Annotated in this window: 25 protein-coding genes, 1 rRNA gene and 1 CRISPR repeat array; of the genes, 21 read left to right on the forward strand and 5 right to left on the reverse strand. The window is 74.2% G+C overall.

Annotation, left to right across the window (positions count from 1 at the left end; all coding sequences use genetic code 11):
- A 5S ribosomal RNA gene (rrf, locus tag ACWEPX_RS26360) occupies positions 1-92 on the forward strand; the annotation flags it as partial.
- Between the two features lie 87 nt (positions 93-179).
- On the opposite strand, the gene ACWEPX_RS26365 is transcribed toward rrf, so the two are convergent.
- Entirely contained in the window at positions 180-1931 is a 1752-nt protein-coding gene (locus ACWEPX_RS26365) for a hypothetical protein (RefSeq protein WP_451899934.1), read from the reverse strand.
- Positions 1932-2012: 81 nt separating this feature from the next.
- On the opposite strand from ACWEPX_RS26365, the gene ACWEPX_RS26370 reads away from it, so the two are divergent.
- The 11 genes from ACWEPX_RS26370 to ACWEPX_RS26420 all read left to right on the forward strand — a co-directional run bounded on the left by ACWEPX_RS26370 (position 2013) and on the right by ACWEPX_RS26420 (position 13450).
- Positions 2013-3356, forward strand: coding sequence for a hypothetical protein (locus tag ACWEPX_RS26370; protein WP_451899935.1), 1344 nt, complete (start codon positions 2013-2015; stop codon positions 3354-3356).
- A 4-nt stretch (positions 3357-3360) separates the two neighbouring features.
- On the forward strand, positions 3361-4347 hold the full coding sequence (locus ACWEPX_RS26375) for an HAD-IIA family hydrolase (protein WP_451899936.1): 987 nt from the start codon (positions 3361-3363) through the stop codon (positions 4345-4347).
- Between the two features lie 9 nt (positions 4348-4356).
- Positions 4357-4530, forward strand: a complete 174-nt coding sequence (locus tag ACWEPX_RS26380; protein WP_451899937.1) for a hypothetical protein — start codon at positions 4357-4359, stop codon at positions 4528-4530.
- Between the two features lie 2 nt (positions 4531-4532).
- Positions 4533-5330, forward strand: coding sequence for a TlyA family RNA methyltransferase (locus tag ACWEPX_RS26385; RefSeq protein ID WP_451899938.1), 798 nt, complete (start codon positions 4533-4535; stop codon positions 5328-5330).
- The gene (locus ACWEPX_RS26390) at positions 5327-6211 is read left to right on the forward strand and encodes an NAD kinase (RefSeq protein WP_451899939.1); all 885 of its coding nucleotides are present in this window, start codon (positions 5327-5329) and stop codon (positions 6209-6211) included. The genes ACWEPX_RS26385 and ACWEPX_RS26390 overlap by 4 nt, the downstream gene beginning before the upstream one ends.
- Positions 6212-6253: 42 nt before the next feature.
- Positions 6254-8053 (forward strand): DNA repair protein RecN, encoded by a 1800-nt coding sequence (gene recN, locus ACWEPX_RS26395; RefSeq protein WP_451899940.1) that lies wholly within the window; start codon positions 6254-6256, stop codon positions 8051-8053.
- An 82-nt stretch (positions 8054-8135) separates the two neighbouring features.
- Positions 8136-9311 carry a putative cytokinetic ring protein SteA gene (gene steA / locus ACWEPX_RS26400; RefSeq protein WP_451899941.1) on the forward strand — a complete coding sequence of 392 codons (1176 nt, stop codon included), beginning with the start codon at positions 8136-8138 and terminating at the stop codon, positions 9309-9311.
- Positions 9308-10249, forward strand: coding sequence for a copper transporter (locus ACWEPX_RS26405; RefSeq protein WP_451899942.1), 942 nt, complete (start codon positions 9308-9310; stop codon positions 10247-10249). Before steA ends, ACWEPX_RS26405 begins: the two co-directional genes overlap by 4 nt.
- A 124-nt stretch (positions 10250-10373) precedes the next feature.
- A complete protein-coding gene (locus ACWEPX_RS26410; protein ID WP_451899943.1) occupies positions 10374-11018 on the forward strand; it encodes a hypothetical protein in 645 nt (214 codons plus the stop codon).
- A gap of 117 nt (positions 11019-11135) precedes the next feature.
- Positions 11136-12839, forward strand: coding sequence for a CTP synthase (locus ACWEPX_RS26415; protein ID WP_451899944.1), 1704 nt, complete (start codon positions 11136-11138; stop codon positions 12837-12839).
- A complete protein-coding gene (locus ACWEPX_RS26420; RefSeq protein WP_451899945.1) occupies positions 12836-13450 on the forward strand; it encodes an NUDIX domain-containing protein in 615 nt (204 codons plus the stop codon). Before ACWEPX_RS26415 ends, ACWEPX_RS26420 begins: the two co-directional genes overlap by 4 nt.
- Here the strand turns inward: ACWEPX_RS26420 and ACWEPX_RS26425 are convergent.
- Positions 13447-13932 carry a DUF1707 domain-containing protein gene (locus ACWEPX_RS26425; protein WP_451899946.1) on the reverse strand — a complete coding sequence of 162 codons (486 nt, stop codon included), beginning with the start codon at positions 13930-13932 and terminating at the stop codon, positions 13447-13449. The two genes, ACWEPX_RS26420 and ACWEPX_RS26425, sit on opposite strands and share 4 nt — an antisense overlap.
- 79 nt (positions 13933-14011) lie before the next feature.
- Between ACWEPX_RS26425 and xerD the strand changes: the two genes are divergently transcribed.
- From xerD to ACWEPX_RS26470, 9 genes are all read left to right on the forward strand, one after another.
- Positions 14012-14914 (forward strand): site-specific tyrosine recombinase XerD, encoded by a 903-nt coding sequence (xerD, locus tag ACWEPX_RS26430; RefSeq protein WP_451900056.1) that lies wholly within the window; start codon positions 14012-14014, stop codon positions 14912-14914.
- Positions 14915-14925: 11 nt separating this feature from the next.
- Positions 14926-15930, forward strand: coding sequence for a Gfo/Idh/MocA family protein (locus ACWEPX_RS26435; RefSeq protein ID WP_451899947.1), 1005 nt, complete (start codon positions 14926-14928; stop codon positions 15928-15930).
- Between the two features lie 33 nt (positions 15931-15963).
- Positions 15964-16272 (forward strand): ArsR/SmtB family transcription factor, encoded by a 309-nt coding sequence (locus ACWEPX_RS26440; protein ID WP_451899948.1) that lies wholly within the window; start codon positions 15964-15966, stop codon positions 16270-16272.
- 100 nt (positions 16273-16372) lie between these two features.
- On the forward strand, positions 16373-17314 hold the full coding sequence (locus ACWEPX_RS26445) for a ParA family protein (protein ID WP_451899949.1): 942 nt from the start codon (positions 16373-16375) through the stop codon (positions 17312-17314).
- A complete protein-coding gene (locus ACWEPX_RS26450; RefSeq protein ID WP_451899950.1) occupies positions 17248-17550 on the forward strand; it encodes a hypothetical protein in 303 nt (100 codons plus the stop codon). The genes ACWEPX_RS26445 and ACWEPX_RS26450 overlap by 67 nt, the downstream gene beginning before the upstream one ends.
- Complete coding sequence (locus tag ACWEPX_RS26455) at positions 17547-18368, forward strand: segregation and condensation protein A (protein ID WP_451899951.1); 822 nt, start codon at positions 17547-17549, stop codon at positions 18366-18368. The genes ACWEPX_RS26450 and ACWEPX_RS26455 overlap by 4 nt, the downstream gene beginning before the upstream one ends.
- Positions 18365-19168, forward strand: coding sequence for an SMC-Scp complex subunit ScpB (gene scpB / locus ACWEPX_RS26460; RefSeq protein ID WP_451899952.1), 804 nt, complete (start codon positions 18365-18367; stop codon positions 19166-19168). The genes ACWEPX_RS26455 and scpB overlap by 4 nt, the downstream gene beginning before the upstream one ends.
- Positions 19158-19901 (forward strand): pseudouridine synthase, encoded by a 744-nt coding sequence (locus tag ACWEPX_RS26465; protein ID WP_451899953.1) that lies wholly within the window; start codon positions 19158-19160, stop codon positions 19899-19901. The genes scpB and ACWEPX_RS26465 overlap by 11 nt, the downstream gene beginning before the upstream one ends.
- Before the next feature lie 2 nt (positions 19902-19903).
- Positions 19904-20986, forward strand: a complete 1083-nt coding sequence (locus ACWEPX_RS26470) for a DUF1015 family protein (protein WP_451899954.1) — start codon at positions 19904-19906, stop codon at positions 20984-20986.
- On the opposite strand, the gene ACWEPX_RS26475 is transcribed toward ACWEPX_RS26470, so the two are convergent.
- The 3 genes from ACWEPX_RS26475 to ACWEPX_RS26485 are packed head-to-tail and all read right to left on the reverse strand — an operon-like array spanning position 20983 to position 23175.
- Entirely contained in the window at positions 20983-22161 is a 1179-nt protein-coding gene (locus ACWEPX_RS26475) for a cation:proton antiporter (protein ID WP_451899955.1), read from the reverse strand. The genes ACWEPX_RS26470 and ACWEPX_RS26475 overlap by 4 nt on opposite strands.
- A 4-nt stretch (positions 22162-22165) precedes the next feature.
- Positions 22166-22648 (reverse strand): cation:proton antiporter regulatory subunit, encoded by a 483-nt coding sequence (locus ACWEPX_RS26480; RefSeq protein ID WP_451899956.1) that lies wholly within the window; start codon positions 22646-22648, stop codon positions 22166-22168.
- Complete coding sequence (locus ACWEPX_RS26485) at positions 22645-23175, reverse strand: DUF4240 domain-containing protein (RefSeq protein ID WP_451899957.1); 531 nt, start codon at positions 23173-23175, stop codon at positions 22645-22647. Before ACWEPX_RS26485 ends, ACWEPX_RS26480 begins: the two co-directional genes overlap by 4 nt.
- A 261-nt stretch (positions 23176-23436) precedes the next feature.
- Positions 23437-23770: a CRISPR direct-repeat array (repeat unit 28 nt; unit sequence GGACCAGCCCCGCGTGCGCGGGGACGAC).
- Positions 23771-23870 lie beyond the last annotated feature (100 nt).

Genomic DNA, 23870 nt, shown 5'->3' on the forward strand with positions numbered 1-23870 from the left:
CGCCCGGTCCCATTCCGAACCCGGAAGCTAAGCCCATCAGCGCCGATGGTACTGCACTCGTGAGGGTGTGGGAGAGTAGGACACCGCCGGACTTCTTACCAGAGAAGGGGTTTGTGGGGGGACGCAGCTAGCTGCGCCCCGGCCACAAGCCCCTTTTCTGCGTCTGCAAAGGTTGTCTGTCAACGTTTGACGGGTGGGGTGGGACTGCCCCCACCCGAGCTAGCAGGAGGATTCGGGTGTCGGAGTTCGGGCGAGGCGACGACGGCGGTCGCGACCGCGGTGACCGCAGGTCGGAGCAAGGCCGCGGCGACCGCAAACCGCGCCGCGACGCAGGCGACGGCCCGCGCCGCCCGCGCTCCGACGACGACCGCCGCGGCGGCTTCCGCCCGCGCGGCGAGGGGGGCTTCGACCGCGACCGGGACCGCGGCCGCAGCCATGACCGCGACCACGGCCGCCGCGACTTCCGCGACGGCGACCGCGGCTCGCGCGGCGGCAACCGCGACTACCGCAGCGACGACCGCGGCTTCCGCGGTGGTGACCGCGACAACCGAGGCGGCGACCGCGATTCCCGCGGCGACCGCCCCTACAACTCCCGCGGCGACCGCTCCTACGGCGGCCCGCGCGGCGACCGCGACAACCGCGGCTCCCGGGACGACCGCCCCTACGGCAACTCCCGCGAGGGCCGCTCGTACGGCGGCCAGCGGGACAACCGCTCCTTCGGCGGTGACCGCGAAGGTCGCTCCTATGGGGGCGACCGGGAAGGCCGTTCCTACGGCCAGCGTGAGGGCCGCTCTTATGGTGGCCAGCGCGGTGATCGCTCCTACGGGGGCCAGCGCGACGACCGCTCCTTTGGTGGTCAGCGTGAAGGTCGCTCTTTCGGTGGCCAGCGCGACGACCGTTCCTTCGGCGGGCAGCGCGACGACCGTTCCTACGGTGGTCAGCGCGACGACCGTTCTTACGGTGGTAAGCGCGAGGGCCGCTCTTTCGGGGGCCAGCGCGACGATCGCTCCTTCGGCGGGCAGCGCGGGGATCGGTCCTTCGGTGGTTCGCGGGACGACCGTTCTTCCGGCGGTCAGCGGGAAGGTCGCTCCTACGGCGGTCAGCGCGAGGGCCGTTCCTACGGCGGGCAGCGTGACGATCGCTCGTACGGTGGGCAGCGGGAGGGGCGCTCCTACGGCGGGCAACGCGGGGACCGTTCTTACGGTGGCCAGCGGGAAGGCCGTTCCTTCGGGGGTGACCGCGAAGGTCGCTCCTATGGGGGCGACCGGGAAGGCCGTTCCTACGGCCAGCGTGAGGGCCGCTCTTATGGCGGTCAGCAGGAAGGGCGTGGCGGTCCGCGGGAAGGGCGTTCCTTCGGCGGGCAGCGCGAGGGCGGCTCGTTCGGTGGCCAGCGCGAGGGTCGGTCCTTTGGCGGGCAGCGCGAGGAGCGGTCTTACGGCGGTCAGCGCGAAGGGCGCTTCGGCGGCTCGCGGGATGAGCGCTCGTTCGGTGGGCAGCGGGGGGATCGATCCTTCGGTGGTTCGCGGGGTGAGCGGTCGTATGGCGGGTCTCGTGGGGACTCGCGGGATGAGCGGTCCTACGGCGGGCAGCGCGGTGGGTACCGCGACGACCGCGGGTCGCGGGATGACCGCTCCGGTGGGCAGCGGTCCTACGGGGGTCGGCGGGATGACCGCGAGTCGCGGCCCTCTGGCGACCGGTCCTTCCGGGACGACCGCGGGCCGCGTGGGGATCGCAAGCACGAGCGGCCGCGCGAGGAGCGTCCGTACGGTAAGCGCGATGACGAGCGCGCGCCGCGGATCGACCGCGGTGAGCAGGACGCCACGCAGCTCGACGCGACCCAGGCCGACCTGACCCAGACCGAGGCGGGCCAGGCTGACGCGCCCTCCGCCGACCGGGCTGAGGCGGCGCAGACCGAGGGCGGTGCCCCCCATGGCGAGGCGGATGGCAGCGCTGGCCAGGGTGGCTACCGCGCTGACGAGCAGTTCGAGGACCGGCGGGAGCGGGAGCCGGAGGTGCCGCAGGGCGCCGACTACTCCGCGCTCGACGTCGAGGTCCGGGCCGGGCTGCGGAGCCTGCCCAAGACGCTCGCCGAGCGGGTGGGCAAGCACCTGGCGGCGGCGGGCCTGCTCATCGACGAGGACCCGGAGCGGGCTCTTGCGCATGCGCGGTACGCGCGGGCGCGGGCGTCGCGGGTTGGTGTTGTGCGGGAGGCCACCGGGCTGACCGCGTACCACGCGGGGGAGTGGGCCGAGGCGCTCGCCGAGCTGCGGGCTGCGCGGCGGATGACCGGCGGCGACTACCACATCGCCGTCATGGCCGACTGCGAGCGGGCGCTCGGCCGCCCGGAGCGGGCGCTGGAGCTGGCGCGCGAGGCGGGCCCGGACCTGCCGCCGGACGTCGCAGTCGAGCTGCGCATCGTCGTGGCGGGGGCGCGGCGGGACATGGGGCAGCTGGACGCGGCGGTCGTCGGCCTGCAGGGGCCCGACCTCGACCCCAAGCGCCGCGACCCGTGGAGCGCGCGGCTGTTCTACGCCTACGCGGACAACCTCGCGGCCGCCGAGCGCACCGAGGAGGCCATCCGCTGGTTCCTCAACGCCGCCCAGGCCGACGACGACGGTGAGACCGACGCCGCCGAGCGCGCCTTCGAACTCGGCGCCGACGAGTCCGCGGTGGCCGCGGTCCGCCCGGAGACGATCGTCGAGCTGATCGAGGACCGCCCCAAGCGCGACCGCCCCACCCCACCCCAGCAGCCGCAGCGCCCCACCGAGCCCGAGGCAGCCGACGACCCCACCACCCCGGACGACACCGATCCCTCCGACTCGCCCGACAGCGAGGACGAGGACAGCGCCGATTCCGCCGATAGCGCCGATTCCGCCGATAGCGCCGACTCAGCCGATAGCGCTGACTCCGCGGACAGCGCGGACTCGGCCGACTCTGCGGATTCCGCCGACTCTGCGGATTCCGCCGACTCAGCCGACAGCGCCGACTCAGCCGACTCGGCGAACTCGGCGGACAGCCCGGACGAAGACGAGGAAGAGGACGAGGAAGAGGAGTCCGAACCCGAGGAGTCCGAAGCCGACGAGCCGAAGGCGGACGATCCCGAATCAGGCGAGCCCGCAAGCAGCGAGCCGAAGGCAGACGAGCCCGCGGCAGACGAGTCCAAGGCGGACGACCCGGCCGATGAGGCTGCGCGGATCGACACCGCGGTCACCGCGGCCGACTCCCCGGACGAGGCTGGCTCGGACCGGGCTGACTCGGACGAGGCCGAGTCCCCGGGCAAGGCTGAATCGGGCGATGGCGACTCGGACGGGGCCGGTTCCTCGGACAAGGGCGACGCTCCGGGGAAGGCCGACTAGGGCGATGACCGGACGGCTGCTCGACACCTGTGATGCCCTGCTCCTCGACCTCGACGGCACGGTCTTCCGGGGTGGGCAGGCCATCCCGGGGGTGCCCGCCGCCATCGAGGCGGTGCGGGCCGAGGGGGTGGCTGTCCGGTTCGTCACCAACAACGCATCGCGGGCGGCCCGCGACGTCGCCGCGCACCTCACAGCGCTCGGCGTCGCGGCCGATCCGGATGAGGTCAGCACCAGCGCCCAGGCGGGCGCGCTCGTCCTCGCCGAGCGGCTGGAGCCCGGCGCGGAGGTCCTCGTCGTCGGGTCGCCTGCCCTCGCCGACGAGGTCCGGGCGGTCGGGCTCACCCCGACCGACCACGCCGGGCCGGGCACCAAGGCCGTCGTCCAGGGCCTCTACCAGGAGCTGGGCTACCCGCTGCTCGCCGAGGCCGCCGTCGCGCTGCGCGCAGGCGCGCTCTGGGTCGCCTGCAACGTCGACAAGACCATCCCCACCGAGCGCGGGCTGCTCCCCGGCAACGGCGCGCTCGTCGCGGCCCTGCAGGCGGCCACCGACCTCGACCCCGTGGTCGCTGGCAAGCCCGCCGCGCCGCTGATGGAGGCCGCAACCAAGGCGGCGGGGGCGCAGGCGCCGCTCGTCGTCGGCGACCGCCTCGACACCGACATCGAGGGGGCCGCGGCCGTCGGCCTGCCCGCCCTGTTCGTCCTCACCGGCGTCGACACCCCGGCCGCGCTGCTGGCCGCCGAGCCGCACCGCAGGCCGACGCACATCGCCCAGGACGTCGCCGGGGTCTTCCGCCCGGAGGCCGAGCTGCGGGTCGGCCCCCAAGCGGGCTGGACCATCCGCGACGGCCGCGTCAGCGGCGACGGCGACCCGCTGGCGCTGCTGCGCGCCCTGTGCGCGGCCGTGTGGTCGGGGCAGGCCGTCACCTCGGCCGACCCCGCGGCGGATCACGCCATGGCAGCGTTGGGCATCTCCACCCGCTCGATCGGATAGTTTGGGGACGTGCACCCAGACATCCCACGGCCCGGGCCGCCGCCGACGCACGACGACGCGATCGAGCAGGCGCTGGCGGGCCTGGCCGGGCTCGACGCGGTCCCGGTCGCCGAGCACGTGGACCGGTTCGAGGCCGTGCACGTCGCGCTGACGGCGGCGCTGGCCAGCATCGATAAGGTCTGACCGTGCCCAGGAGGGCGCGGCTCGACGCCGAACTCGTCCGCCGGGGCCTGGCCCGCTCCCGCGACCACGCCGGGACGCTGATCGCCGCGGGACGGGTCACCGTCCGCGGCACCGTCGCCGCCAAGGCCGCCACCGCCGTGGCGGCCGACGCCCCGATCGTCGTGCGCGAGGACGCCGCCGACGAGAACTGGGCCTCCCGCGGCGCGCACAAGCTCATCGGCGCGCTCGACGCCTTCGGGATCCCGGTCGAGGGCAAGCGCTGCCTGGACGCGGGCGCGTCCACCGGCGGCTTCACCGACGTCCTGCTGCGCCGCGGCGCCCGGCACGTCGTGGCCGCCGACGTCGGCCGCGGCCTGCTCGTCTGGCGGTTGCAGACCGACGAGCGCGTCACCGTCCTCGACCGCACCAACGTGCGCGCCATCGACCCCGCCGCGGTGGGCGACCCGGTCGACCTGGTCGTGGCCGACCTGTCCTTCATCTCCCTCGGCCTGGTCCTGCCCGCGCTGCTGGCCTGCACCGCCCCCGACGCCGACCTGCTCCCGATGGTCAAACCGCAGTTCGAGGTCGGCAAGGAGCGCCTGGGCTCCGGGGGCGTCGTGCGCGACCCGGCCCTGCGCGCCGAGGCCGTCCGCGGCGTCCTCGACCAGGCGGGCAAGCTCGGCCTGCGGGCCCACGGCGTGGTCGCCAGCCCGCTGCCGGGGCCGTCGGGCAACGTCGAGTACTTCGTCTGGCTGCGCCGCGGCGAGCCGGTCGACGCCGCGGACCTGGTCGACACCGCCGTCCGGGAGGGACCTGCATGAGCCGGGAGATCCTGCTGGTCGTCCACACCGGACGCGAGGAGAACCGGCGCACCGCCGAGAAGGTCGCCGCGCGCTTCGCGGGCGCCGGGGTGCGCCTGCGCGCCCTCGACGACGAGGCCGCCGACCTCGACAACTCCTGCTACAGCAGCGTCGTGCCCTTCGGCGAGGACGCGGCCAAGGGCGTCGAGCTGGTCTTCGTCCTCGGCGGCGACGGGACGCTGCTGCGCGCCGCCGAGGCCGCCCGGCCCGCTGGCGTGCCGGTGCTGGGGGTCAACCTGGGCCGGGTCGGGTTCCTCGCCGAGGCCGAGTCCGCCGCGCTGGACGACGCCGTGGCCCGGGTGGTCGACGGGACGTACCTGGTCGAGGACCGGATGACCGTGGACGTCACCGCCCACCTCGGCGCCGAGGTGCTGGCCCGCACGTGGGCGCTCAACGAAGCCAGCCTGGAGAAGTCCAGCCGGGAGCGGATCCTCGACGTGCGCATCGAGGTCGACGGGCGGCCGGTGTCCTCCTTCGGCTGCGACGGCGTGCTGTGCGCCACGCCGACCGGCTCCACCGCCTACGCCTACTCCGCTGGCGGGCCGATCGTGTGGCCGGACGTCAACGCCATGCTGGTCGTGCCCAGCAACGCCCACGCGATGTTCTCCCGGCCGCTGGTGGTCTCCCAGCGCTCGGTGGTGGCCGTGGAGGTCGACCCGGACGGCCACCCGGCCGTGCTCTGCTGTGACGGCCGCCGCACCTACGAGATCCCGCCCGGGGCCCGGGTGCAGGTCGTCGGCGGGGCGTTGCCGCTGCGTCTGGCCCGGTTGCGCGACGATCCGTTCACCGACCGCCTGGTGGACAAGTTCGATCTGCCCGTGCAGGGCTGGCGGGCCAGGTAGCGCCATCCCCACACGTCGGCGGGAACCGCTAGGGTTCGCCGTGTGCTAGCCGAGATGCGCATCCAGGACCTCGGCGTCATCGACGAGGCCACGCTGGACCTGCACCCGGGGTTCACCGTGGTCACCGGTGAGACCGGGGCGGGCAAGACGATGGTCGTCACCGGCCTCCACCTGCTCTCCGGCGGCCGCGCCGAGGCGTCGCGGGTCCGCAGCGGCAAATCCAAGGCCGTCGTCGAGGGCCGGTTCGAGAACCTGACCGGGAGCCGCGCCGCGGCCCTGGCCACCGAGGCGGGCGCCGAGCCCGACGAGGACGGCGCGCTGATCACCATGCGCAGCGTCGCCGCCGACGGCCGCTCCCGCGCCCACGTCGGCGGCCGCTCCGCCCCCGTCGGCCTGCTGGCCGACCTCGCCGAGCACCTGATCGCCGTGCACGGGCAGAACGACCAGCTGCGGCTGCTGCGCCCGGCCGAGCAGCGCGCCGTGATCGACCGGTACGCGGGCGACGACGTGGCGGGCGTGCTGGCCGCCTACCGCAGGGTCCGCGACGAGTGGGTCGCCGTCGCCGCCGAGCTGGCCGACCGCACCACCCGCGCCCGCGAGCTGGCCCGCGAGGCGGACCTGCTGCGCCTGGGCGTGCAGGAGATCAGCGCGGTCGACCCCCAGCCCGGCGAGGACGACGAGCTGGTCGTGCGCGCCCGCAGGCTCGCCGACGCCGAGCAGCTGCGCGAGGCCGCCACCGCCGCCGCCTACGCCGTCTCCGGCTCGCCCGACGGCGACCCGGACGCCCCCGGCGCGCTCGGTCTGCTCGGCGAGGCCCAGCGCAGGCTCTCCGGCAGCGACGACCCCCGGCTGCGCGAGCTGGAGCCGCGGCTGGCCGAGGCCGCCGTGCTCATCGGCGACATCGGCGCGGAGCTGACCGCCTACCTGGAGTCCCTCGACGCCGACCCGGCCGCGCTGGAGCAGGTGCTGGCCCGCCAGGCCGAGCTGAAGGCGCTGACCCGCAAGTACGCCGCCGACATCGACGGCGTGCTGGCCTGGGCGGCGAACGCGGCCGAGCGGCTGGCCGGGCTGGACACCTCCGAGGAGGCGCTGGCCGAGCTGGCCGCGCGCCGCGACGCGCTGGCCGGGGAGCTGGCGGGCATCGCCGCCGAGCTCAGCGCCGCCCGCCGGGTGGCGGCCGAGGCGCTGGCCAAGGCGGTGACCGACGAGCTGAGCGGCCTGGCGATGGGCCAGGCGAGCCTGCAGATCTCGGTCAAGCCCCGGCCCGCCGACGCGGGCGACCCGCACGGCATCGACGTCGACGGGCAGCGCCTGCACGCCGGGCCCGACGGCGTGGACGAGGTGGAGCTGCTGCTCGTCGCCCACGACGGCGCCCAACCGCTGCCCGTGCACAAGGGGGCGTCCGGTGGCGAGCTGTCGCGGGTGATGCTGGCCATCGAGGTCGTGCTCGCCCACTCCGACCCGGTGCCGACGCTGGTCTTCGACGAGGTGGACGCGGGCGTCGGCGGGCGCGCCGCGGTCGAGATCGGGCGCAGGCTGGCCCGGCTGGCGCGCAGCCACCAGGTCATCGTGGTCACCCACCTGGCCCAGGTCGCGGCGTTCGCCGACCGGCACCTGGTGGTCGACAAGAGCGCCGCAGGCGGGGTGACCCGCAGCGACGTGCGCACCCTCGACGAGGGCCAGCGGGTGATCGAGCTGGCCAGGATGCTGGCGGGCATGGAGTCCACCGAGACCGGCCGCGCCCACGCCGAGGAGCTGCTGGCGCTGGCCGAGGGGGAGAAGCACGACCTGGCCATGACCGGGAAGCCGCGCCCCGCCAAGGCCAAACGACCCACCGGCTGATCACCCGTTCGGGGGATGTGCCACCCGTCCGATGACGGCGTGGCACCCCGCCGGACGGCGGTGCGTTTGCCACGATCGGCGCATGAAGCTGCCCGGACTGCTCAACCGGTCGCACGAGACGCCGCCCGGGGTGACGGGGATCGCCCGGGTGGACCGCCGCACCGGGGACCTGCTCAAACGCCTCTCGCCCGGCGACATCGCCGTCATCGACCGCATCGACATCGACCGCCCGACCGCCGACGCGCTGGTCGCCGCCGAGGTCGTCGGGGTGGTCAACGCCGCGCCGTCGATCTCCGGGCGCTTCCCCAACCTCGGCCCGGAGGTGATCGTCGCCGCGGGCATCCCGCTGATCGACAACGTCGGCGCCGAGGCCGTGCGCGCCATCCGCGAGGGCAGCAAGCTGCGCCTGCACGAGGGCGGGGTGTACGTGGGGGAGCGGGAGGTCGCCCAGGGCACCCGGCAGACGCCGGACTCGGTGGCCGACCAGATGATCGAGGCGAAGGCGGGCATGTCCGCCCAGCTGGAGGCGTTCTCGGCCAACACCATCGAGTTCCTGCGCCGGGAGCGCTCGCTCATCCTCGACGGCGTGGGGGTGCCCGAGCTGGAGACGCCGGTGCGCGGGCGGCAGGTGCTCGTCGTCGCGCCCGGGCACGAGCACGTGGCCGACCTCAAGCGGCTCAAGCGCTACATCGCCGAGCACCGGCCCCTGCTCATCGGCGTCGACTCCGGCGCGGACACCCTGCGCGCGCTCAAGCACAAGCCGGACGTCATCGTCGGCGACCCGGACGGCATCAGCACCGACACGCTGCGCTGCGGCGCGGAGGTCGTCGTGCCCGCCTACGCCGACGGGCACGCCCCCGGCCTGGCCCGCATCCAGGACCTCGGCGTCGGCGCGGTCACCTTCCCGTCGTCGGGCAACCCGGAGGACCTGGCCCTGCTGCTGGCCGAGACGCACCAGGCGAGCCTGATCGTCACCGTCGGCTTCCAGGCGACCCTGCGGGAGTTCCTCGACCGCGGGCGGTCCGGATCCAACCCGTCGACCTTCCTCACCCGGCTGCGGCTGGGCAGCAAGCTCGTCGACGGCAAGGCGGTCGCCGCCCTGCACCGCAGCCGCGTCTCGGTGGGCGCGGTCCTGCTGCTGGTGGTGGCCGCGCTCGGCGCGGCGCTGGCGGTGTCCGGGGTCGGCGGGGCCTACCTGGACTGGGCCGCTGGCGTGGGCAACTCGATCATCGACTGGGTCAAGGGGCTGTTCTCGTGATCTCCCTGCGCTACCACATCGTCTCCACCGCCGCGGTGTTCCTCGCGCTGGCCGTGGGGGTGGTGCTCGGCTCCACCACGTTGAGCCGCACGCTGCTGTCCGGCCTGGCCGCGGAGAACGGCGACCTCGGCACCGAGGTGACCCGGCTGCAGGCCGAGCGCACCGCGCTGGACGGCAGGCTGGCCGAGGCCGACGCCTTCGCCGCCACGATCGGGCCGATGGCCGTGCGCGGCGCGCTGGACAAGCGGACCGTCGTGCTGATCAGCACCCCGGACGCGCGCCCGGAGGACCGCGACGCCCTCACCGCGCTGATCAGGGGCGCAGGTGGCATCGTCACCGGCGAGGTGACCCTCAGCGACGCCTTCGCCGACCACACGCGCTCCGCCGAGCTGAAGCAGATCGCCACCCGGCTGCTGCCCGCGGGCGTGCAGCTGCCCACCGCGACCGATCCCGGCACGCTGGCGGGCGGCCTGCTCGGCCCGGTCCTGCTGATCTCCAGCACCGACAACAAGCCGCAGGCGGGCCCGGAGGAGTCGGCCGCCGCGCTGGCCGGGCTGGCCGACGGCGGCTTCCTCAAGACCACCCCGGACCTCAAGCCCGCCCAGCTGGCGATCATCCTCACCGGCGGGGCCAACACCGGGCCCGCCGCGGGCGACCGGGCCGCCATCATCGCCCGCTTCGCCACCCAGGTGGACCGCTCCGGGGCGGGCGCGGTGCTGGCCGGGGGCCAGGGCTCGGCCGACGCCACGGGCGCGGTCGGGGCCGTCCGCGTGGACACCGCGGCCACCTCCGTGCTGTCCACCGTGGACAACGTCGACACCGCGGCAGGCCGCGTGGTGACCGTCCTGGCGCTGGTCGAGCAGCTCGACGGGCAGGCGGGCCGCTACGGCACCGCGGGCACCGCGCAGGGGGTCGCGCCGGGCATGCCGGAGCAGTGACGGCCCGCGCCTCGGAAGGCTGATTCCGTTCCCCGATCGGGTGGCGGGGCGTGTGGCTGCGCGGGTCGGCAGGGCCGCGCGTCAATCATTCGAGCAGTCCACGCACCCAATCAAGGGAGTCGCCATGCTCAAGAGAATCGGCGCCTGCGCGGTCATCGCCCTCGCGGCGACGGCGGCGCCCGCCACCGCGGCCACCACCCCGGCGGGCGTCGCCGACACGGGCTCGGCGGCCTACGGCGGCGCCGGCGGCCAGGTCGCCATCGACCCGATCGCCCCGTGCTCGGTGGACGGGCCCACCTCCGGCAGCTCGGGCGTGCGCTCGGCGTCCGGGGTGACCTTCGGCGGTGGCACGTCCTCGTGCACGCGGACCGACATCGACCCCGCCACCCACACCACGCAGACGGTCTCCACGGCCACCGGCACCGGCTTCGAGCTCTCGGCGCTGGTGCCGGTGGGCGGTCCGCGCATCCGCATCGCCGAGTGGACCGTCACCTGCACCGGCTCGCCGACCGGCACCCACGTCAGCTGGTCGTACGAGGGGATGTCGGGCCTGAGCGCGCTGCCCGACCCGGTGCCGGTGAACTACGTCCGGGAGATCCGCGCGGCCGACGGGACGCTGCTGGCCACCGCCACGTTCAACGCCGTCACCCGCCCGTCGCCCAACGACGGCAGCATCGGGCTGACCATGCTGCGCATCCGGTTCCAGCCGGGCTCCGGCCTGGACGGGGAGGTCCGGCTCGGCAGCACCGCCTGCTCGCCGACGCCCTGACCGCCGGTGGCCGCCGGGCCGTGCTGCGACGGGGCGACCAGGTGTTAGGGTGGACTTCCGTGGAACTGCGGCTGGCAAACCCGCCGCGGACGGACGCCGGACACCACGGGAGCCTCGTTGCAGCACGCTCGGACGACCAAGCACGTCTTCGTCACCGGAGGCGTCGCCTCCTCCCTGGGCAAGGGGCTCACCGCGTCCAGCCTCGGCCAGCTGCTCACCGCGCGCGGCCTGCGGGTGACGATGCAGAAGCTCGACCCCTACCTCAACGTCGACCCCGGGACGATGAACCCGTTCCAGCACGGTGAGGTCTTCGTGACCGACGACGGGGCCGAGACCGACCTCGACATCGGCCACTACGAGCGCTTCCTCGACCGCAGCCTGGCGGGCAACGCCAACGTCACCACCGGGCAGGTCTACTCCGCGGTGATCGCCAAGGAGCGGCGCGGGGAGTACCTGGGCGACACCGTGCAGGTCATCCCGCACATCACCGACGAGATCAAGGCCCGCATCCTGGCGATGGCCGACCCGGACCCGTCGGGGCGCACCCCGGACGTGGTCATCACCGAGGTCGGCGGCACGGTCGGCGACATCGAGTCGCTGCCGTTCCTGGAGGCCACCCGCCAGGTGCGCCACGACGTCGGCCGGGACAACGTCTTCTTCCTGCACGTCTCGCTCGTGCCCTACCTGGCGCCGTCGGGGGAGCTGAAGACCAAGCCCACCCAGCACTCGGTGGCCGCGCTGCGCAACATCGGCATCCAGCCCGACGCGATCGTCTGCCGGGCCGACCGGGAGATCCCCGACGGGCTCAAGCGCAAGATCGCGCTGATGTGCGACGTCGACACCGACGCCGTCGTCGCCGCCCCGGACGCACCGTCCATCTACGACATCCCGCGCGTGCTGCACCGCGAGGGCCTGGACGCCTACGTCGTGCGCCGCCTCGGCCTGCCCTTCCGCGACGTCGACTGGACGGTGTGGGGCGACCTGCTCGACCGCGTGCACAAGCCCAAGGAGACGGTGCGCATCGCCCTGGTCGGCAAGTACGTCGACCTGCCGGACGCCTACCTGTCGGTGACCGAGGCGCTGCGGGCGGGCGGGTTCGCCCACCGGGCCAAGGTCGAGATCAGCTGGGTGCCCTCCGACGACTGCGAGACCCCGGCCGGGGCCGCCGCCGCGCTGTCGGATGTGGACGGCGTGCTGATCCCCGGCGGCTTCGGCGTGCGCGGCATCGAGGGCAAGATCGGCGCGATCACCTACGCCCGCACCCACCGCATCCCGCTGCTGGGCCTGTGCCTGGGCATGCAGTGCATGGTCATCGAGGCCGCGCGCTCGCTGGCGGGCATCGCCGACGCGAACTCCACCGAGTTCGACGACACCACCTCCAACCCCGTCATCTCCACGATGGCCGACCAGGAGGACGTGGTCGCGGGCGAGCGGGACATGGGCGGCACGATGCGCCTGGGCTCCTACCCGGCCGTGCTCACCCCCGGCTCGGTCGTCGCCGAGGTCTACGGCGCCCGCGAGGTCACCGAGCGCCACCGGCACCGCTACGAGGTCAACAACGCCTACCGCGACCGGCTCACCAAGGCGGGCGTGGTGTTCTCCGGCACCTCCCCGGACGGGCGCCTGGTCGAGTTCGCCGAGCTGCCGCGCAAGGCCCACCCGTTCTTCGTCGGCACCCAGGCCCACCCGGAGCTCAAGAGCCGCCCGACCCGCCCGCACCCGCTGTTCGCCGGGTTCATCAAGGCCGCCGTCGACCACCTGCGCGCTCAGCGCCTGCCGGTCGAGGTTGACGAGCCGGTCGCGGAGACGGTGGGCGCGTGAGCAGGCACGACTTCGAGGTGGTGGCCACCCGCGACGTCCACGTCGGCCGGATCCTCGCGCTGCGCGTGGACGAGGTGCGCATGCCCGACGGCAGCGTGCACAGCCGCGAGGTGGTCGAGCACCTCGGCGCGGTCGCCGTGGCCGCGGTGGACGACGAGGGCCGGGTCGTGCTGATCCACCAGTACCGGCACCCGGTGGGCAGGCGGCTGTGGGAGCTGCCCGCCGGGCTGATCGACAAGGCGGGCGAGGACCCGCTGGCCACGGCCAAGCGCGAGCTGGTCGAGGAGGCGGGCGTCGAGGCCGCCGACTGGTCGGTGCTGGTGGACCTGGCCTCGTCGCCGGGCTTCACCGACGAGGTGCTGCGGGTCTACCTGGCCACCGGGCTCACCGAGACCGCCCGCCAGCACATGGGCGAGGAGGAGGCGGACCTGGAGATCCACCGGGTGCCGCTGGCCGAGGCCGTGCGGATGGCGCTGGCGGGCGAGGTGGTCAACTCCACCGCGGTGGCGGGCATCCTCGCCGCGCACGCGGTGGTCACCGGCGCCGCGCCGACCCGGCCCGCGGACGCGCCGTGGGCGGACCGGCCGACGGCGTTCACCGACCGGCTCTAGTCCTGGAGCCTGCGGCCCTCGGCGTCGGTGGAGTCGGTGCTGAGCAGGATGATGCCGTCGATCAGCGACCAGATCCCGAAGCCGCCGCAGGTCAGCAGCTGGGTGACGGCGATGCCGTAGTGGCCGGTGTAGAAGCGGCCCGCGCCGATCGGGACGAAGATCTGCAGCAGCCCGGCGGCCAGCTTCGACTTGGGGGAGTAGACCACCGGGGGCGGCGCGGTCGGCGGCGGGTAGATCGGCAGCGGCTGCTGCGGGGCGACCGGCCACGCGGGCGGGGCCACGAACGCCGGGTAGGGCGGCGGCAGGTCGGCGAACAGCGCGCGCAGCTCGCCGCGCGTCACCGCCGCGGTGGCCTCGCCGACGCGCTGCTCGTACTCGTCCATCTGCAACCGGCCCGCGGCGAAGTGCTCGCCGAGGATGCGGATGGCGTCATCCCGCTCGGCGGTGCCGACCCGCAGCGCGTCTCCCCCTGCGTCGTTCATCGTCCCCACTCTAAGTAGACGAACGGCAGGCTGCTGACGTTCCGTTACCCTCGCCGGGGTGACGTCCAGCGTCGATCACGTGATCCGCGGCTACCTCGACCACCTGGCGGTCGAACGCGGCACCGCGGCCAACACCCTCGACGGCTACGCGCGCGACCTGCGCCGCTACCGCGACCACCTGGCCGCCGACGGGGTGCACGACCTGGCCGACGTCACCGAGCGGCACGTCTCGGCGTATCTGGCGCGGCTGCGCGAAGGCGGACCGGACCACCCCCCGCTGGCCGCGTCCTCGGCCGCCCGCGCGCTGGTCGCGGTCCGCGGGCTGCACCGCTTCGCCGTGCTCGACGGCCTGGTCGCCCACGACCCGGCGCGCGAGGTCAAGCCGCCGACCCCGCCGCGGCGGCTGCCCAAGGCGCTGCCGGTGGACGACGTGCTGCGGCTGCTGGACACCCCCGCCGCCGACGGCCCCGGCGGCCTGCGCGACCGCGCCCTGCTGGAGCTGCTGTACTCCACGGGCGCGCGGATCTCCGAGGCGGTCGGCCTCGACCTGGACGACATCGACGCCACCGAGCGCGCGGTCCGGCTCGACGGCAAGGGCGGCAAGCAGCGGATCGTGCCGGTGGGCCGCCCCGCGCTGGCGGCCCTGGACGCCTACCTCGTGCGGGCGCGCCCGGCGCTGGCGGCGGGCGGGCGCGGCTCGCCCGCGGTGTTCCTCAACGCGCGCGGCGGGCGGCTGTCGCGGCAGAGCGCGTGGGCGGCGCTCAAGACCGCGGCCGAGGCGGCGGGGATCACCGCGTCGGTCTCCCCGCACACGCTGCGCCACTCCTTTGCTACCCACCTGCTGGAGGGCGGCGCGGACGTGCGGGTGGTGCAGGAGCTGCTCGGCCACGCCTCGGTCACCACCACGCAGATCTACACGCTGGTGACCGTCACCACCCTCCAGGAGGTTTACGCCAGTGCCCACCCGCGGGCCCTGGGGTAGCCTTCTGAATCGTGCCCACCACTGTTCCGTCCGACCGCCCCGTCCGGTGGGGCATCCTCGGCGCCGGGTCGATCGCAGGCACCGTCGGCGCGGACATCGCCGCGTCCGCGGACAGCGAGGTCGTCGCCGTCGGCGCCCGCGACCTCGGCCGCGCCCGCAAGCTCGCCGACCGCCTGCGCGCCCCGCGCGCCTACGGCTCCTACGCCGAGCTGGTCGCCGACCCCGACCTCGACGTCGTCTACATCGCCACGACCCACGCCCAGCACCACGAGCACGCCCTGCTGGCCATCGCGGCGGGCAAGGCCGTGCTGGTGGAGAAGGCGTTCGCGCTGACCGCGCGGCAGGCCTCGGAGATCGTCGCCGCGGCCGCCGAGCGCGACGTGTTCTGCATGGAAGCCATGTGGATGCGGATGAACCCGCTGGTGCGCCGCGCGCTGGAGCTGGCGCGCGACGGTGCGATCGGGCAGGTGGTGAGCGTGCACGCCGACCTGGGCCACCGCTTCCCCTTCGACCCGGCGCACCGGCTGTTCGACCTCGGCGCAGGCGGCGGCGCGCTGCTCGACATGGGCGTCTACCCGGCCACCTTCGCCTGGATGTTCCTGGGCGCGCCGACCGCTGTGGCCACGACCGGTCACCTCTCGCCGACCGGCTCGGACTCGACGCTGGCGATGCAGTGGTCCTACGACGACGACCGCTACGCCCACGTCGCCTGCACCACCGCGGCGCGGACGCCGGGGGAGGCCACGGTCGTCGGCACCGAGGGCTGGCTGCGCGTGGGCACCCCGATCTACCGGCCGTGCGAGCTGGTCGTGCACACCCGCGGCGCGGGCACCGAGGTCGTCACCGAGGCGCTGCCCGGCAACGGCTACGGGCCGCAGGTCGCCGAGGTGGAGCGCTGCCTGCGGGCGGGCCTGGCCGAGAGCCCGCTCGTCCCGCTGGCCGAGACCGTCGCCATCCTGGGCATGATGGACCGCGCCCGCGCTGACCTGGGGGTGCGTTACCCGGCTGATGGCTGACACGGCCCGGATCGCGGTCTACGCTGTCCGGCCATGAGCGGAGTCGACGAGCCGCGCGAGCTGAGCCTGCCCGCCGTGCTGGCCGCGCTCAGCGACCCGACCCGGTTGGCCGTCGTGGCCCAGCTGACGGCCGCGCAGGAGATGCCGTGCGGGGCGCTGACGGTGTCGGTGGCCAAGTCGACCCTCTCCCAGCACCTGCGGGTGCTGCGGGAGGCCGGGGTCACCCACACCCGCCCGGACGGCACCCAGCGGATGCTGTCGGTGCGCCGCGAAGACCTCGACCGGGCGTTCCCGGGGCTGCTCGACGCCGTGGTCGGCGCGCTGGCGGGCGCCGATCGCTAGCGGTCAATCGTTTGCGCACGGCGAGCCGCGTTGGTGGGTCCCCCGCGCGCACTTACGCTGCGGTGGAGACCGATCGCAGGCGACAAGGAGCTAGATCGCCATGTCGACACTTCCGCCACCGGGCGCCCGGCGCGGCGGCACGGTGGAGCTGTCCATCGCGCCCCGCGCCGCGTCCGACGCCGACGACGACCTGCTCGACGACGTCTCGCCGAACGGGACCGGGCCGACCGGGCGGCCCCGGCGGCACATCCCCGAGCCCCCGCTGCTCGACCGGCACGGCCCGGCCCGGGTGCTCGCGATCTGCAACCAGAAGGGCGGGGTCGGCAAGACCACGTCCACGATCAACCTCGGCGCCGCGCTGACCGAGTTCGGCAGGCGCGTGCTGCTGGTCGACTTCGACCCGCAGGGGGCGCTGTCGGTCGGCCTCGGCATCCCGGCCCACCAGCTCGACCGCACGATCTACAACGCGCTCATGGGGCAGAACGTCGAGCTGCGCGACGTGGTGCTGGGCACCTGCGTGGAGAACATGGACCTGCTGCCCAGCAACATCGACCTGTCCGCGGCCGAGGTGCAGCTGGTGTCGGAGGTGGGCCGCGAGCACGCGCTGCTGCGCACCCTGCGGCCGATCGTGGCCGACTACGACTTCGTGCTCGTCGACTGCCAGCCGTCGCTGGGCCTGCTGACGGTCAACGCGCTGGCCGCCGCCGACGGCGTGCTGATCCCGCTGGAGTGCGAGTTCTTCAGCCTGCGCGGTGTCGCGCTGTTGATCGACACCATCGACAAGGTGCGTGAACGGCTCAACCCGAAGCTGGACATCACCGGGATTCTCGCGACGATGTTCGACCCGCGTACGCTGCACTCCCGCGAAGTGATGGCGCGAGTAGTGGAGGCGTTCGGCGAGACCGTGTTCGACACCGTCATCAACCGCACCGTCCGGTTCCCGGAGACCACCGTGGCGGGGGAGCCCATCACCACGTGGGCCCCGCGTTCGGCGGGCGCCCGCGCGTACCGGCAGCTCGCGCGCGAGGTGATAGCCCGGTGACCCACCCCGGTGCCTCCCCGCGCCAGAAGCACGACGCCAAGATCACCGTGTACATCTCCGACGAGGAGTTATTGGCCCTGGAGCACGCCCGGCTCGCGCTGCGCGCCCAGCACGGCGTCGCCGTGGACCGCGGGCGGGTGGTGCGCGAGGCGGTGGCCGTGGTGCTGGCCGACCTCGCCGACAACGGCGCGGACTCGGTGCTGGTCCGGCGGCTGCGCCAGGACAGCGGGCCGTGACCGCCGTGGCCGACCCGCCCGCCGACGGGCGCTTCACCGTCCGGCTGGCCAACTTCGAGGGCCCGTTCGACCTGCTGCTGCAGCTGATCTCCCAGCACCAGCTCGACGTCACCGAGGTGGCGCTGCACCGGGTGACCGACGACTTCATCGCCCACATCCGCGCGCTCGGCCCGGACTGGAACCTCGACGAGACCACCGAGTTCCTGGTCATCGCCGCGACCCTGCTCGACCTCAAGGCCGCGCGCCTGCTGCCCGCAGGCGACGTGGAGGACGAGGAGGACCTGGCGCTGCTGGAGGCCAAGGACCTGCTCTTCGCGCGGCTGCTGCAGTACCGGGCCTACAAGCAGGTGGCCGCGCTGTTCGGCGAGCTGGAGGCGGGCGCGCTGCGGCGCTACCCGCGCTCGGTCGCCCTGGAGGAGCGCTTCCAGGCCCTGCTGCCCGAGGTCATGCTGGGCGTCGACCCGGCCCGCTTCGCCGAGATCGCCGCCGCGGTCTTCCGGCCCAAGCCGCCGCCCACGGTGTCGATCGACCACCTGCACATGGGCAAGGTGTCCGTCCGCGAGACCGCGGCCCTGCTGCGGGTCCGCCTCGCCGAGCACGGCACGCTGACCTTCGCCGAGCTGACCGCCGACTGCGAGCACACCATGGAGGTGGTGGCCCGGTTCCTGGCGCTGCTGGAGCTGTACCGCGAGGCCACCGTCCTGTTCACCCAGGACGAGCCGCTGGGCGAGCTGCGCGTGGAGTGGACCGGCGGCTCGGTCGAGGACGCCAAGGCGGCCTCGGCCGCGGCGACCGACGAGGAAGAGGAGTACGGGTGACCGAGGAGATCGCGCCCCCCGCGGCGGCCCCGGCCGCCAACCCCGAGGCGCCGACCGAGCCCGAGGCAGCCCAGCCCGCGAACGCGGGGTCGTCGGCGGCCGAGCCAGAGGCAGCGGAGCCCGGGACGGTGGACCCGCCGACCGCGGAGCCGGAGGCGGTCGAACCGGCGAGCGAGGCGCAGGGGGAGCCGGCGAGCGCTCAAGCACCGGTCACCGAGCCGCAGGACGTGGGCGGGGCGGGTGAGGAGCCGCCGCTGGCTGATGACGAGGTGTTCGACGCCGCGCTGGAGGCCGTGCTGCTCGTGGTCGACTCGCCGATCGAGGAGGAGGCGCTGGCGGGGGCGCTCGACCAGCCGGTCCGACGGGTGCGGGCCGGGCTGCGCCGCCTCGCCGATGGCTACACCGCGCGCCGCTCCGGCATCGACCTGCGCCGCTCCGGCGAGGGCTGGCGCTTCTACACCCGCGACGTCTACGCCCCCTACGTCGAGAAGCTCCTGCTCGACGGGCAGCGGACCAAGCTGACCAGGGCCGCCTTGGAGACCCTGGCCGTCATCGCCTACCGTCAGCCGGTGACGCGCTCGCGGGTGGCCGCGGTGCGCGGGGTGAACGTCGACGGCGTGATGCGGACGCTGGTGGTGCGCGGGCTGGTCGAGGAGACCGGCACCGACCCCGACACCGGCGGCCACCTGTACCGCACGACCGAGTTGTTCCTGGAGCGGTTGGGGCTGTCCTCGCTGGCGGACCTGCCCCCGATCGCCCCGCTGTTGCCAGAAGTGGATGCGATCGACGATGTCGTCTAGCCCAGCGGCCGAGGGAATCCGGCTGCAGAAAGTCCTGTCCCAGGCGGGGGTGGCCTCCCGCCGCGCCGCCGAGGACCTCATCGACCAGGGGCGGGTGAGCGTCGACGGCGAGGTCGTGCGCGAGCAGGGCCGCCGGGTCGACCCGCTCACCGCGGTGATCCACGTCGACGGCGTGCGCGTGAACGTGCGCGACGACCGCGTCTACCTCGCGCTCAACAAGCCGCGCGGCGTGCACTCCACGATGGAGGACGACCAGGGCAGGCCGTGCGTCGGCGACTACCTGCGCCAGCGCTCCGAACGGCTGTTCCACGTCGGCCGCCTCGACGCCGACACCGAGGGCCTGCTGCTGCTGACCAACGACGGCGAGCTGGCCCACCGGCTGATGCACCCCTCCTACGGCGTCAAGAAGACCTACCTCGCCGAGGTGCCCGCCCCGGTCGCCCGCGATGTGGGCCGCACCCTGCGCCAGGGGATCATGCTCGACGACGGCCCGGTCAAGGTCGACTCGTTCAAGCTGGTGGACAACTTCGGCAACCGCGCGCTGGTCGAGGTCGTCATCCACGAGGGGCGCAAGCACATCGTCCGGCGGCTGCTGGCCGAGGTCGGCTACCCCGTGCACAGCCTGGTGCGCACCCGCATCGCCGACGTCGCGCTCGGCAACCAGCGCCCGGGCTCGATCCGCGCGCTCAACCGCTCCGAGATCGGCTCCCTCTACGGCGCGGTCGGGCTCTGAGGGTGCTGCGCCCGATCCGCCGCGGCTGGGTCGTGCGCGCGGAGGTGCCCGGCCCGGACGTCGACGAGTTCGCCGACGAGGCCAGCGTGACCGCCGCGCTGGCCCGCGCGTCGGCCGGGTCGCTGCTGGCCGTGCAGCACCCGCACCGCACGCCCGCGGCCATCGCCGCCGGGCTCGGCCTGGACGACGCGCTGCCCGCGGCCAGGTCCGCGCTGCGGGAGCTGACCCGGCGGGCCTACCGGCCGGTGTCGGAGGTGGTCGCGCCCTACCAGATCGACGGCCCCGACGGGTCGGCGATCGGCGTGCTGTGCATGGTCGACCCCGACCCGGCGTTCGTCCGCCACAGCGAAGACGTCTTCCCCGACGTGGTGGCCGAGCGGGCCCGGGTGCTCGCCGGGCTGGGCACGGCCACCAGCGCCGCCCTGCTCGTCCCGGTGCACTCCGGCGACGAGCTGACCGCCGCCGTCCGCGCCGCCACCACCGGACCGCCTGCGGTGTCGACTGTGGACAGCGCGGGCAGGCGGCACCGGCTGTGGCTGCACGACGGGCTAGACCTGCTGGCCGTCGCGTCGGCGGCGCCGCTGCTGGTCGCCGACGGCAACCACCGGGTGGCCGCCGCGGCGACCGCGGGCGGGCTGCTCGCCTTCGTCACCGCGGGCCCGGACCTGCGCATCCGCGCCTTCCACCGGGTCCTGCGCGGCGTCGACCCGGCCCACCTGCTGCGCGCGTGGCGGGACTTGGACATCCGGCCTGCGCCGCAGGCCATGCCGCCCACCCGGCCCGGCACGCTCGTCGCCCGGCTGGCAGGCGACCGCTACGCGATCACCCTGCCGCGGGTCGACGGCGCGATCGACCACGCCGTGCTGGAGACCCTGCTGGCCGAGGCGGGCATCGACCCGGCGGGGCCGGGCGTGCGGGCGGTGCCGGACGGCCACGAGCCGCCCGACGCCGACGTGCTCTACCTGGCCCCGGTCCCGCTGCCCGACGTCCTCGCCGTGCACGCCGCGGGCGGGCGGATGCCGCGCAAGAGCACGTACTTCACCCCGAAGCCGCGCAGCGGCCTGCTCCTGGCCGAGCTGCCCTAGGCCGTCGCCGGGCGCACCCGCCGCTGCACGGCCAGCGCGACCGGCTCGACCACGCGGGCGGCGATCGGGCCGATGATGGCCATCAGCAGCACGTACGCGGTGGCCAGCGGCGCGAGCTGCGGATCGACCGCGCCGGTGCCGACGGCCAACCCGGCGATGACGATGGAGAACTCCCCGCGCGCGACCAGCGCGGCCCCCGCGCGGGCCCGGCCCATCCGGCCGATGCCCTGGTGCTTGGCGGCGAACCAGCCGGTGGCGACCTTGGTCAGCGTGGTGATCACGGCCAGCGCGATCGCGAAGCCCAGCACCGGGGGGATCTGGCGCGGGTCGGTGTTCAGGCCGAAGACCACGAAGAACACCGCGGCGAACAGGTCGCGCAGCGGTTCCAGCAGCTTGGTGGCGTTCTCCGCGGTCGACCCCGAGATCGCGATGCCGAGCAGGAACGCGCCCACGGCCGCGGAGACTTGGAGCTGCGAGGCAATCCCGGCGACCAGCAGCGCCGCGCCCAGCACGCGCAGCAGGAACACCTCCGGCTCCGGGCTGTCGACGACCATCGACACGAACCGCCCGAAGCGCAGCGCCACCACCAGCACGACGGTGATCGCGATGAGCGCGACGCCCACCGCCGTCAGCCCGCCGATCAGCGTCGCCCCGGCCAGCAGGGCGGTCAGGATCGGCAGGTAGATCGCCATCGCCAGGTCTTCGAAGACCAGGATCGACAGCACCACCGGCGTCTCCCGGTTGCCCAGCCTGCCCAGGTCGCCGAGGACCTTGGCGATGATGCCGGAGGAGGAGATGTAGGTGACCCCCGCCATCGCCAGCGCGCCCACCGGCCCCCAGCCCAGCATCAGCGCCACCGCCACACCCGGCAGGGTGTTGAGGACGATGTCGAGGATGCCCGCCAGCCAGGAGCGGCGCAGCCCCGTCACCAGCTCGGCGGCGCTGTACTCCAGGCCCAGCAGCAGCAGGAGCAGCACGACACCGATCTCACCGGCGATTTCGGTGAACGGCTCGATGCCCTCCAGCGGGATGAGCCCGCCAGCGCCGAAGGCCAAGCCGCCGACGAGGTAGAGCGGGATGGGGGAGATGCCGATCCGCCACGCGAGCCTGCCGAGCAGGCCCAGGCCGAAGAAGACCGCACCGAGTTCAATTAGGGAGATCGCGGTGTGGTGCACGCGCTCAGCCGGTTTCGAGGACTTCGACGGCCTTGGCCAGCCCGTCGGCCGTACCAACCGTCACCAGCATGTCACCGCCCGCCAGACGGAAGTCGGGGCGGGGCGAGGGGTGCACCGTGCCGCCGCGGACCACGGCCACGACCGACACCGCGGTGCGGGTGCGCAGGGCGGTGTCGCCCAGCGTCCGCCCGTCGTACGGGGAGGCGGGGGCCAGCGGGAGCTGCCGGGTTGTGACCCCGGCCACATCTCGGTTCTGCTCCTCCAGCTGCGCGACCAGGCTGGGCGCGCCGAGCAGGTTGGCCAGCGTCGCCGATTCCTCGACGGTCAACGGGATCGACGCGATGCACGAATCCGGGTCCTCGCGTTTGGCCACGATCAGGTCGAAGTGGCCGTCCCGGTAGGTGATCACTCCGATCCGCCTGCCGGACTTGGACACGAAATCCTGGCGCGTGCCTATCCCGGGTAGCGGGGTCACCTCGACGTTCACCATGACACCGTAACAACCGCCACGTCCGTTTCGTTCCGGGCCGGGTGGATCGGGGCGTCGAAGAGCGCGGTGAGCCGCGGCAGCGACGGCTCCGGCCCCCGGGCAGGCGCCGGGAACCACCCGCACTCCACCCCGACGACCTCCGCCACGGCCCCCGCGAGCGACGGCCACGCCGGGTGATCACCCACCGACCACCCGCCCGCCAACGCCTGCACCCGGGGGACATCGGCGAGGCTGTCGGCATCAACCACCGCCCGCTCGACGGCTTCTCGGCCGAGCGAGAGCAACCACGGCTGGAAGTCCCAGTACCCGTCATCACTGAGCCTGCGCCCAAGCACCACCCGCCCGGCCGCCCGCAACCCAGCGGTGTCGACGCGGTGGTCGATGAGGTGCCGGTGGAAGTCCCGAACACTGGCCCGAGGCAACCGCCCCAACTCAACCACCACAAACTCCGTCCGCTCCCCCTCAGTGGGCCGCTCCGCCGCCCGCCGCAGCAACTCCCAGAACGCCTCCACCGTCATACCCATACCGATCATGCTCCCAGCCCCCACCGACACCCCACCCCCACCGAACCCACCCACAACGCGCTACTGCGGCAGTGGCGGCATGGCCCAACCCCACCCACGAGACACGCCGCTCACCGCTGGCCCGGTACTCCACGTCTCCGGACCTAGGCCCCCGCAGCGCACGACGGCCACATCGAAGAACACCAAGCCGAGGCACAAGGAGAACCACCCCCGCGCACACGGGACGACATGTCCCACCGCCTCGCGAGCCACGGACGGAAAGGACCAGCCCCGCGTGCGCGGGGACGACTCCAGCTCGGCGCGGTCCATGCCGATCTTGGGGGGACCAGCCCCGCGTGCGCGGGGACGACGTACTGCAAGCGCGACTCGTTGCCCGGCTTCTGGGGACCAGCCCCGCGTGCGCGGGGACGACCGCGAGTGGCAGCGGGTCACGATCGCGGCCGACGGACCAGCCCCGCGTGCGCGGGGACGACAACCGCTCCAGCGGCGCACGCCCGTACCGGCGCGGACCAGCCCCGCGTGCGCGGGGACGACTTCAGGGAGGCCATGCCGATCACGTGGGCCGCGGGACCAGCCCCGCGTGCGCGGGGACGACGCTTGTTGAACAGGGACGATAGCGTGCCGAACGGCATTCTGGGATCGGTTTGGCCGATTTTCAACAGGTGTTGACTTCTAGGGGATGCGCGGGCCGTCGC

It is taken from the genome of Actinokineospora sp. NPDC004072 (assembly GCF_053604195.1).

Coding starts and splice junctions, on each gene's coding strand:
- ACWEPX_RS26425 (WP_451899946.1), bottom strand. CDS start 13,932: ATGAACGACGCAGGGGGAGACGCGCTGCGGGTCGGCACCGCCGAGCGG.
- ACWEPX_RS26485 (WP_451899957.1), bottom strand. CDS start 23,175: ATGGGTATGACGGTGGAGGCGTTCTGGGAGTTGCTGCGGCGGGCGGCG.
- ACWEPX_RS26365 (WP_451899934.1), bottom strand. CDS start 1,931: ATGGGGGGCACCGCCCTCGGTCTGCGCCGCCTCAGCCCGGTCGGCGGA.
- ACWEPX_RS26445 (WP_451899949.1), top strand. CDS start 16,373: ATGTCGACACTTCCGCCACCGGGCGCCCGGCGCGGCGGCACGGTGGAG.
- ACWEPX_RS26440 (WP_451899948.1), top strand. CDS start 15,964: ATGAGCGGAGTCGACGAGCCGCGCGAGCTGAGCCTGCCCGCCGTGCTG.
- ACWEPX_RS26375 (WP_451899936.1), top strand. CDS start 3,361: ATGACCGGACGGCTGCTCGACACCTGTGATGCCCTGCTCCTCGACCTC.
- ACWEPX_RS26465 (WP_451899953.1), top strand. CDS start 19,158: ATGTCGTCTAGCCCAGCGGCCGAGGGAATCCGGCTGCAGAAAGTCCTG.
- steA (WP_451899941.1), top strand. CDS start 8,136: ATGAAGCTGCCCGGACTGCTCAACCGGTCGCACGAGACGCCGCCCGGG.
- ACWEPX_RS26410 (WP_451899943.1), top strand. CDS start 10,374: ATGCTCAAGAGAATCGGCGCCTGCGCGGTCATCGCCCTCGCGGCGACG.
- ACWEPX_RS26390 (WP_451899939.1), top strand. CDS start 5,327: ATGAGCCGGGAGATCCTGCTGGTCGTCCACACCGGACGCGAGGAGAAC.